The organism is Salinicola halophyticus (assembly GCF_003206695.1).
GTDB classification, from domain to species: Bacteria; Pseudomonadota; Gammaproteobacteria; order Pseudomonadales; family Halomonadaceae; genus Salinicola; species Salinicola halophyticus.
In genome coordinates this window covers 451,931-462,135 of the sequence record NZ_PZJN01000009.1, presented here as the reverse complement: position 1 = coordinate 462,135, position 10,205 = coordinate 451,931, and the positions used below count along the sequence as shown (strand labels likewise).

The following is a 10,205-nucleotide window of genomic DNA, read 5'->3' as shown; positions in this document are numbered from 1 at the left end:
CGCTGCCCATTTTTTCATTCTTCCAAGAGACGCGGGTTGCCTCACGCCACGCGAGGACGAATCCCGTCATAGTGTCCGTGGCGTCTAGCCTCTTCCAGATCATAGGCATTCTGCAGCCGCAGCCAATAACCCTGACTGGTACCGAAGTAGATCGACAGATGCAGATCCGTATCCGCCGTGATTGATCGCGTGCCTCGCGTGATTTCACCGATACGCGTGGCCGGCACGCCAATAGAGGTCGCCAAAGCATTCTTGGTGAGGCCCATGGGCTCGATAAATTCTTCCAGCAGAATCTCGCCGGGATGAATATTGGGAAGTCGTTCTTCAGTCATGATTTGCCTCTCCCGAAGCGGTAATGACAAGCAGCATATGACGCAAGACGTCATATAGCGAAAACTGAGCTCATCCCGGCCGTTTCTCCAGCGCCAACCATCCCGCCAGACCGATCATTGCCGCGCCACTGGTGCCATCCAGCCAGCGCTGACGACGCAGCGTGACGCTGCCTCGGCCCAGCAGGCACCCGGCAGCGGCGTATAGATACGCGCAGAAGAACTCGATCAGGATATAGACCAGCCCCGCCAATACGATCGCCGGTGCGAACGACTCGCCGTCGGCGTGGAGAAACTGCGGCAGAAATAGCGCGAACAGCACATACGCCTTGGGATTGGAAAACGCGACCAGCGCTTCCCGCCGGATCAAGGACCGCGAATCGGCGGTTGCGATGTCACCGCTCGCCGCTGGCATAGTCGGGCGCCAAGCCGTCAACAGCGAACGCACGCCCAGATAGAGCAGATACGCCGCTCCCATCCATTTGAGCACACCGAAGAACAGTGCCGAGGTTACCAGCCAATGGCCCAGCCCCACGGCAACACCGATCACCATCACCACGAAAGCGGCAAATCGTCCGCAGGCCGCCGTCATCGCCGGGGCCACGCCGACACGGAAGCCGTTGGCAAGCGAGAGCAGCTGGTTGGCCCCCAGGGTCAGCGCCATGACAAAGGAGGCGCCGATCAGAAGTGGCCAGTTGATGACGGATAGCGACTGGGTAGAGAGCGTCACCGTCATGGCGGCGAGGAGAATCAGCGGTGCCAGAAATGAGATCTGCTTCGTCACGGCGCACCCCCATGCAAGAGATTGTTAGCGTCGGCCAATTTTCAGGAGGTAACAACTGTATCTGCTGGAGGCCGAGACAGTGCGACGATAATCGGGCCCTGTCGGATTTCGGAATGAAAATCGAGCCCGACCTCAAGCAAACCCGAATGTTCACTAGCGAAAACAACCTCAGCACTCTCCACTGGCTCGTCACTGCGACGAAATAGGCGCAACAAAAGTTGCGATAGTGCCGTGCGCCGGCGGCTTCAGACCGCCGGTCACTCTCCGCCCGGCTGCAACACCATGATACAAATCGTAAATATTGAGGCATTTTCCACAGGTGAAAAGTTTGTCGGGGATTCGGTGGAAACCTTCCCGGTGGCTTTTCAGGAGATTCCCCGCCATGTAGCAGACCGGCCCGGCCCTATAACAAGGAGGCTTCTAATACTTTTTGCCTACTTCCAAATGTTCGATTTCGCGCCACAATGATCTTAATCGAACATTAGTGAGCAGATCCGAACATGGTTAACGAAAACTACGATCTGATTGTCATCGGCGGGGGCATCAACGGCGCGGGTATCGCTCGTGACGCCGCAGGTCGCGGCCTTTCGGTGCTGCTGGTCGAGGCGGATGACCTTGCCAGCCATACCTCATCGGCGTCGACCAAGCTGATCCACGGTGGCCTGCGTTACCTGGAGCAGTACGAATTCAAGCTGGTGGCCAAGGCCCTATCCGAGCGCGAGATACTGCTCAAGGCGGCGCCGCATATCATCTGGCCGATGCGTTTCATCCTGCCTCATCAGAAGCACCTGCGGCCGGCCTGGATGATCCGAACCGGGCTTTTCCTGTACGACCACCTCGGTGGACGGCAGACGCTGGCGGGCTCGCAAGGCGTCAAGTTCGCCGATCATCCGGCCGGCGCCCCGCTGAAGCCCGAGTTCATCAAGGGCTTCGCCTACTCGGATGCCTGGGTTCAGGATGCCCGCTTGGTGGTGTTGAACTGCATGGATGCGGCCAGCCGTGGCGCGCGGATCATGACGCGCACGCGTGCCGAGTCTGCGGTGCGTAGCAATGATGGATGGTCTATCACCCTGCGGTCCGCTGAGGGCGAGACGATCCAGATCGGTGCTCGCGGGCTGGTCAATGCGGCCGGCCCCTGGGCCGTGCGTTTTCTCGACGAGGTCGCCTCGCAGAAGCACCCGTATTCGCTGCGCCTGATCAAGGGCAGCCACATCGTGGTGAACAAGCTGTTCGATCACGATCACGCCTACCTCTTCCAGCAGCCCGATGGCCGCATCGTGTTCGCCATTCCCTACGAGCGCGATTTCACGCTGATCGGCACGACCGACGTCGAGCATGAGGGCGCACCGGGCAAGGTGGCCATCGAAGAAGACGAGATCCGCTATCTGTGCGAATCCGCCAATCGCTATTTCGAGCAGTCGATCGGTCCCGACGACGTCGTCTGGAGCTACTCCGGCGTGCGCCCCCTGCTCGACGATCGCGAGGACAACGCCAGCGAAATCACCCGCGATTATCGCATTCAGCTGGATACCTCCGGCGGTGCCCCACTGCTCAACGTCTTCGGTGGCAAGCTGACGACCTATCGGCGGCTGGCCGAAGACGCTGTCGATCAACTGGCGCCCGAGCTCGGCAACCACGCAAAAGCCTGGACCGGCAAGGGCCACCCGCTCCCCGGCGGCGAAGAAGCGAAACCCCAGCATCTGTTCGAGTCGCTACAGGCCAGCCATCCCTTCATTCCCTTGGGCATGGCCAATCGTCTGGTCTTCAACTACGGGACCCGCGTGCGCGACATCGTGGGTGGCGCCAAAAGCCTGGACGGTCTGGGCGAGCATTTTGGGACCGACCTGTATGCCGCCGAAGTCGATTACCTGCGCGATCACGAATGGGCGCGCACGGCCGAGGACGTGCTCTGGCGGCGATCCAAGCTCGGCCTGCGTCTCGACGAGCGCGAGAAGCGTCGGCTCGCCGACTACCTAGCCCTCCCGTCTCCGGCAGCGGCGGAAGGGTGAGCGTAGCCGACAAATGCGCCACGACTCGGCAACCAATCCAACCATCGTCGTGACGCATGTCACTCGGGCCATACCGGCCGTAACATCATCCAACGTTAAGGAAGACCATGGGAGTCATAGAAACGATAGTGCTTCATGAGATCGCCGGTACGGCCTGCATGACGCTACTCGGCTGCGGCGTGGTGGCCAACGTGCTGCTCAAGAAGACCGGCGGCCACAATGGTGGTCCGTTGCTGATCTTCTTCGGCTGGGGACTCGCGGTCTACTGCGGCGTATGGATTGCGTTCGATACCGGCGCGCACCTGAACCCGACGATTACACTGGCGCTGTGGCTGGGCCCGGCCACAGAGTATGCGAAGGGGATTCCCATCACCCTGAACAATACGCTGGCCTACTTCACGGGCGAATTCGTGGGTGCGTGGCTGGGTGCGGTGCTCTGCTACCTTTGTTACAAGAAACAGTACGACGACACCGAGGATGCCACCACTATCCTGGCAACGTTTTCGACCATCCCCACGATCCGGTCACGTTTCTGGAACTGCATGACCGAAGCCATCGGGACATTCGTGCTGGTGTTCGTCATCATCATGTTCGGTCATACACCCAACGGGCTCGGTCCGCTGGCTGTCGCCTTGCTGGTGGTCGCCATCGGCGCATCGCTGGGCGGGCCAACCGGCTACGCGATCAACCCGGCGCGGGACATGGGGCCGCGGCTTGCCCATGCCATGTTGCCAATCAGCAATAAAGGCTCCAACGACTGGGGCTACGCATGGGTGCCTTTCGTGGGCCCGATCATTGGCAGCAGTCTCGCCGCATTCGTTGCCACGATCTATTGAGCCGCAACGGACTATTCATAAACACGTCGACTCCTCATTCAGGATTCCTTATTCAGGACTCACCATTCAGAAGGATAGATTTCTCATGAGTGACAAGAAGAAGTACGTTCTGGCCATCGATCAAGGCACCACCAGTTCCCGCGCCATTTTGTTCGACCACGACGGTCGGATTGCCGGCACCGCCCAGCGCGAGTTCGAGCAGATTTTCCCACGTCCGGGCTGGGTCGAGCACAACCCCCGCGACATCATGACCAGCGTCCTGACCACGCTGACCGAAGTGATCAACAACACCCAGGTCGATGTCGAAGAGATCGCCGGCATCGGCATCACCAATCAACGTGAAACCACGGTGATCTGGGACAAAAACACCGGCCAGCCGGTCTACAACGCCATCGTCTGGCAATCGCGGCACTCGGCCGAAATCTGCGACGAGTTGCGTGAAGCGGGCCACGCCGACATGGTTCGCGACAAGACGGGGCTGGTGATCGATGCCTACTTCTCGGGCACCAAGATCAAATGGATCTTCGATAACGTCGATGGCGTGAAAGAGAAGGCCGAAAAAGGCGAGCTGCTGTTCGGCACCATGGACTCCTGGCTGATCTGGAACCTCACCGGCGGCGCCGAGCACGTCACCGACGTGACCAACGCCTCGCGCACGATGATGTTCAACATCCGCGAGCGGAAGTGGGACCCGGAACTGCTCGAGATGTTCGGCGTGCCGGAATCCATGCTGCCCGAGGTCAAATCGTCCAGCGAAGTCTACGGTCACGTGCTGCCGAAGTTCTTCTTCGGCACCCAACTGCCGATCGCGGGTATCGCCGGTGACCAGCAGGCCGCTTTGTTCGGCCAGGCCTGCTTCAAGCCCGGCATGGCCAAGAACACCTACGGCACCGGCTGCTTCACGCTGATGAATACCGGTACCGAAGCCACGGCTTCGGAGAACGGCCTCCTGACGACGATCGCCTGGGAGATCGACGGCAAGGTCGAATACGCTCTGGAAGGCTCGATATTCGTGGCCGGCTCGGTGGTCCAGTGGCTGCGCGACGGGCTGCGCATGCTGGGCAAGTCCTCGGATTCCGAAGCGTATGCCGAGCGCGCCGGCGACAACGATGGCGTCTATATGGTGCCGGCATTCACAGGCCTTGGAGCACCCTACTGGAATTCCAACGTGCGCGGCGCGATGTTCGGCCTGTCGCGGGGCACCAGCAAGGAGGTGTTCATCCGTGCCGCGGTCGAGTCCATGGCCTATCAGACGGCGGACGTGCTCAAGGCCATGCAGGCCGATGCCGGCCTCGACCTGACCGAGCTGCGTACCGATGGCGGCGCTATCGCCAACAACTTCCTGGCCCAGTTCCAGGCGGACATTCTCAACGTCGACGTGCTGCGTAGCGAGATCAGCGAAACCACCGCGCTGGGCGCCGCCTACCTGGCCGGACTGGCACTCGGATTCTGGGAATCCCGCGAGCAGATCTCCGAGCAATGGGCCATCGAACGCCGCTTCGAACCCGTCATGGGCGACGATCGGCGCCATGAGTTGTATGACGGCTGGAAGCGGGCCGTGCAAGCGACCATGGCCTTTCACGTCGCCTCGTAGACGCTTTCGCGTCGAGCGCACTTGTCGCACGACTGTTGGGCAAGAGATGTGGCCCGAGCCCTTTATCCGAAGGGGCTCGGGCCTTTTAGTCACGCTCCCGAAAGGAAACATCTCCAGGACTAACGCCTTCAAGACGAAGCGCCCCAAGACGAAGCGACCTCAAATCCGGATAATGACCGCATCCGCCCCGGCTCAGAACCGGAGGTGCAGCCACTTACCAACGCGGTCCTTCTCCATGGAAATCAAGGTCAACTATCTCGACAACCTGCGTCAGGAAGCGCTGTTCGATGACTTCACCGTCATCACCGATCAGCCGATCCGCTACAAGGGCGATGGCTCCGCACCGGGGCCGTTCGACTACTTCCTCGCTTCCACGGTGCTCTGTGCGGCCTATTTCGTGCGGGTCTACTGCAACGCGCGCGAGATCCCGACCGAGAACATCAGGCTCTCGCAGAACAACATCGTCGACCCGGAAAACCGCTACAACCAGATTTTCCGGATCCAGGTCGAGCTGCCGGACGATATCTCCGAGAAGGATCGCATCGGCATTCTGCGCTCCGTCGAGCGCTGCTCGGTCAAACGGGTGATCCAGAACAACCCGGAATTCCAGATCGAAACCGTCAAGAACATCGACGAAGACGCCCAGGCGCTGCTGATGGCGGGGACTCATGTCAAAGACGGCGAGGGCGAATCGACCTGGATCGAGGGCAAGGACCTGCCGCTAGAGCAGACCATCGCCAACATGACCGGAATCCTCGAGAGTCTGGGCATGAAGATCGAGATCGCCTCCTGGCGCAATATCGTACCCAACGTCTGGTCGCTGCACATTCGCGACGCCGCCTCGCCGATGTGCTTCACCAACGGCAAGGGTGCGACCAAGGAAGCGGCTCTCTGCTCGGCGCTGGGCGAGTTCATCGAGCGCCTTTCCTGCAACTTCTTCTACAACGATCAGTTCTTCGGCCCGGAGATCGCCGGTAGCGACTTCGTCCACTATCCCTCTGAGCAGTGGTTCCAGCCGGGGCCGAATGACGAACTGCCCGCAGAGATTCTCGACGACCACTGCCGGGCGATCTTCGATCCGGAAGGCGAACTGCGCGGCTCGCATCTTTTCGACACCAATTCCGGTCGCACCGACCGCGGCATCGTCTCGCTGCCGTTCAAGCGCCAGTCGGATGGCGAGACGGTGTGGTTTCCGTCGAACCTGATCGAAAATTTGTACCTGAGCAACGGCATGAGCGCGGGCAACACCATTGCCGAGGCTCAGGTGCAGTGCCTGTCGGAAATCTTCGAGCGCGCGGTGAAAAAACAGATCATCGAGCAGGAGATCGTGCTGCCGGATGTGCCCGAGACCGTGCTGGCGAAATACCCCGGCATTCAGGAAGGCATCGCCGCCCTGGAGGCACAGGGCTTTCCGATACTGGTCAAGGACGCCTCGCTCGGCGGCCAGTTCCCGGTCGCCTGCGTGACGCTGATGAACCCGCGCACCGGCGGCGTCTTCGCCTCCTTCGGCGCGCACCCGAGCCTGCAGGTCGCGATCGAGCGCAGCCTCACCGAGCTGCTGCAGGGTCGCAGCTTCGAAGGCATGAACGACCTGCCGCCGCCCACCTTCAACTCCCAGGCGGTGTCCGAGCCCAACAACTTCGTCGAGCACTTCATCGACTCCTCCGGCGTGATCTCGTGGCGTTTCTTCAGCGCCACCGCGGACGTCGAGTTCGTCGAGTGGGATTTCTCGGGTTCGAATGACGAAGAAGCCGCCAGCCTGTTCGGCATTCTCGCAGCCGAGGGCCTGGAAGCCTACGTGGCGCTCCATGAAGACCTGGGCGCGCCGGTCTGTCGCATTCTGGTGCCGGGCTACTCCGAGGTGTACCCGGTGGAAGATCTGGTGTGGGACAACACCAACATGGCGCTCGCCTTCCGCGAGGATATCCTCAACCTGCACGCGCTGGATGATGTACAACTGGCCGACCTGCTCGAGCGGCTGGACGAAAGCGAGCTCGACGAGCAGATGAAGATCATCACCCTGATCGGCATCGAGTTCGACGAGAACACCGTCTGGGGCCAGCTCACGATCCTCGAGCTGAAACTGCTGATCAATCTGGCGCTCGGTCAACTCGAGGACGCGCTGGATCAGGTCGAGATGTTCCTGCAATTTAATGACAACACCGTCGAACGCGGCCTGTTCTATCAGGCGCTGCTCGCGGTACTGCAGATCACGCTGGATGAAGAACTCGAACTCGACGACTACCGCTACAATCTCAGCCGCATGTTCGGCGAGGAAACGATGGCGGCTGTCGTGGGCTCAGTAGAAAGCTCGGTTCGCTTTTACGGCCTCACCCCGACCAACCTGCAGCTGGAGGGCCTGGATCGGCACCAGCGCCTGCTCGAGAGCTACAAGAAACTGCACGCGGCGCGGGCGGCTCGGCAAGCCTGAGCCGACCCGATGCCGCTAACGTGACTGCCACCGGAAACCGCCCGCTGCATGATCGAGCGGGCGGCCTTGCGTGTGACGTCAACGGTCGGCCGGGTGGTTCACGCCGTCGGTGGCCTCGACCTCACCCAGATCGTAGGGATCGACACCTTCCAGACAGCCGATGTTGTAGCCGTACTGGTCGGGATTCGAACGCCGCCGATGGTGGGTATAAATCCCGCAGTTGCCGCAAAAATAGTGCTTCGCGGTCATCGTGTTGAACTGATAGCAGCGCATCACGTCTTCACCGGCGATCACGTGCAACGCGTTCAGCACAACGCCCGAGGTGATCGCGCCTTTGCGTTTGCATAACGAGCAATTGCAACGATGCGGTTCGACCACGCCATCGGGTAATTCGAGTTCCAGCACCACCGCGCCACAGTGGCAGCTCAAACGATGGCGCGGCTGGATGTCGGTATTGCCAATGCGTTTGATCATGGCCGGTTCTCCTCGTTACTGGCACGTTCAGCATAGCGCGATTCCCTTCCTCGGCCGGCCCACATACGCTCGTTGGATCTTCACATATTCGTCATTAGCGCCCCCTAATCTATCGTCACTGGCACTATCGACAGCGACCGAACGGGGACCGACCATGACGACGGATCGAAAGCATTTTTCCAGGCGTGACTTTCTAACGACCAGCGGCCGTCTCGGCATCGGCCTTGGATTGGCCGGCACCGGGCTCCTCGGCGCACCGGCGATCGTGCTAGCCGAGGGGCGACGCCCGACGGTGGAAGGCGGCGTGATGAGCGGTGACGTGCTGCCGGACCGCGCCATGCTGTGGGGAAGAGCGAGCATGCCGTCGCGGATGCTGGTCGAGGTCGCCGACAACCCGGAGTTCCGCGGTGTGCGCCAGCTGCCCTGGATCGATGTGCTGCCCGGCACCGACCTGATCGGCAAGATCGACGCGACCGGCCTGCAGGGCATGAGTACCGTTTACTACCGGGTGCGATTCGCCGCGCTGGGCGATTCACGCGCGGTGAGCGAGCCGGTGGTCGGACGGCTGCAACTGCCGCCCTTCCAACCCAGAGACATTCGCTTCGTCTGGTCCGGTGACGTGGTCGGCCAGGGTTGGGGCATCGATGAATCCCGCGGCGGCATGCGCACCTGGGAAACGATGCGCCAGGTTCGGCCGGATTTCTTCATCCACTCCGGTGATACGGTCTACGCCGACGGGCCGCTGGAAGCGCAGACCGAGCTCCCCGACGGCGGCGTGTGGCGCAACATCGTCACGCCGGCCAAGCAGAAGGTCGCCGAAACGCTGGACGAATACCGCGGCCAGCACGCTTACAACCACCTCGACGCCAACTTCCGCCGTTTTGCCGCCGAAGTGCCGATGCTGGCCCAGTGGGACGATCACGAAACGACCAACAACTGGTATCCGCAAGAGGTTCTCGACAACGATCGCTATACGGAAAAGAACGTCGCGCTGCTCGCCGCCCGCGGCCGTCAGGCGTTTCTCGAATACATGCCGATCCGGATGTCCACTTCTGCCCCGCAGCGGATCTATCGCCGTTTCTCCTATGGACCGGGGATGGAAGTCTTCATGCTGGATATGCGCAGCTATCGCGGCCCCAATAGCGCCAACCTGCAAGGAGAGGAATCCTCAGCCACCGCGTTCCTGGGCGAAAACCAGTTTCGCTGGCTGCGGCAGGCGCTAAACGACTCCACCGCGACCTGGAAGATCATCGCCGCCGACATGCCCATCGGCATGGTCGTGCCGGATGGCGAGTTGTTCGAAGCGATCGCCAACAATGACCCCGGCCAGCCGCTCGGGCGCGAAATGGAGCTTGCCCGGCTGTTGCAGGCCATCCGTGACGACGATATCGCCAACGTCGTCTGGTTCACCGCCGACGTTCACTACACCGCCGCGCATCACTACGCCCCGGAGCGCGCAAGTTTCAAGGCATTCAAGCCATTCTGGGAGTTCGTCAGCGGGCCGCTCCACGCCGGCACCTTCGGCCCCAGCGAGATGGATGCCACCTTCGGTCCGGAGGTGACATTCTCCAAGGCCCCGCCGGAGGGCCAGTCGAATCTGCCGCCCTCGGCGGGCTATCAGTTCTTCGGCCAGGCCGATCTGGACGCCGAAAGCGAAACGCTGACCGTGCGCCTGAAAGATAGCGACGGCAAGACGCTGCATACGCAAGTGCTGGCGCCCGAGACCCGTTCCGCCAACGCCTGAGGAG

The 10,205-nt window shown here is 61.3% G+C and carries 8 protein-coding genes; 5 read left to right on the top strand and 3 right to left on the bottom strand.

Annotation, left to right across the window (positions count from 1 at the left end; genetic code table 11):
- Positions 1 to 41: 41 nt before the first annotated feature.
- Positions 42 to 332, bottom strand: coding sequence for a HigA family addiction module antitoxin (locus DOM58_RS16045; RefSeq protein WP_110693688.1), 291 nt, complete (start codon positions 330 to 332; stop codon positions 42 to 44).
- Positions 333 to 402: 70 nt separating this feature from the next.
- Positions 403 to 1,113, bottom strand: a complete 711-nt coding sequence (locus DOM58_RS16040) for a LysE family translocator (protein ID WP_110693687.1) — start codon at positions 1,111 to 1,113, stop codon at positions 403 to 405.
- Between the two features lie 500 nt (positions 1,114 to 1,613).
- On the opposite strand from DOM58_RS16040, the gene glpD reads away from it, so the two are divergent.
- The 4 genes from glpD (at position 1,614) to DOM58_RS16015 (ending at position 7,983) form a co-directional block, all read left to right on the top strand.
- A complete protein-coding gene (gene glpD / locus DOM58_RS16030) occupies positions 1,614 to 3,122 on the top strand; it encodes a glycerol-3-phosphate dehydrogenase (protein WP_110693685.1) in 1,509 nt (502 codons plus the stop codon).
- 107 nt (positions 3,123 to 3,229) lie between these two features.
- Positions 3,230 to 3,958: an MIP/aquaporin family protein gene (locus tag DOM58_RS16025; protein ID WP_188113826.1), complete on the top strand. Its 729-nt coding sequence runs from the start codon at positions 3,230 to 3,232 to the stop codon at positions 3,956 to 3,958.
- 85 nt (positions 3,959 to 4,043) lie between these two features.
- The gene (glpK, locus tag DOM58_RS16020) at positions 4,044 to 5,552 is read left to right on the top strand and encodes a glycerol kinase GlpK (protein WP_110693684.1); all 1,509 of its coding nucleotides are present in this window, start codon (positions 4,044 to 4,046) and stop codon (positions 5,550 to 5,552) included.
- 235 nt (positions 5,553 to 5,787) lie between these two features.
- The gene (locus tag DOM58_RS16015) at positions 5,788 to 7,983 is read left to right on the top strand and encodes an OsmC domain/YcaO domain-containing protein (protein WP_110693683.1); all 2,196 of its coding nucleotides are present in this window, start codon (positions 5,788 to 5,790) and stop codon (positions 7,981 to 7,983) included.
- Positions 7,984 to 8,061: 78 nt separating this feature from the next.
- Here DOM58_RS16015 and DOM58_RS16010 read toward each other — a convergent pair whose 3' ends face one another.
- The gene (locus tag DOM58_RS16010; protein WP_110693682.1) at positions 8,062 to 8,457 is read right to left on the bottom strand and encodes a GFA family protein; all 396 of its coding nucleotides are present in this window, start codon (positions 8,455 to 8,457) and stop codon (positions 8,062 to 8,064) included.
- A gap of 154 nt (positions 8,458 to 8,611) precedes the next feature.
- Here DOM58_RS16010 and DOM58_RS16005 point away from each other — a divergent pair, with 154 nt between their 5' ends.
- A complete protein-coding gene (locus DOM58_RS16005; protein WP_110693681.1) occupies positions 8,612 to 10,201 on the top strand; it encodes an alkaline phosphatase D family protein in 1,590 nt (529 codons plus the stop codon).
- Positions 10,202 to 10,205: the final 4 nt, after the last annotated feature.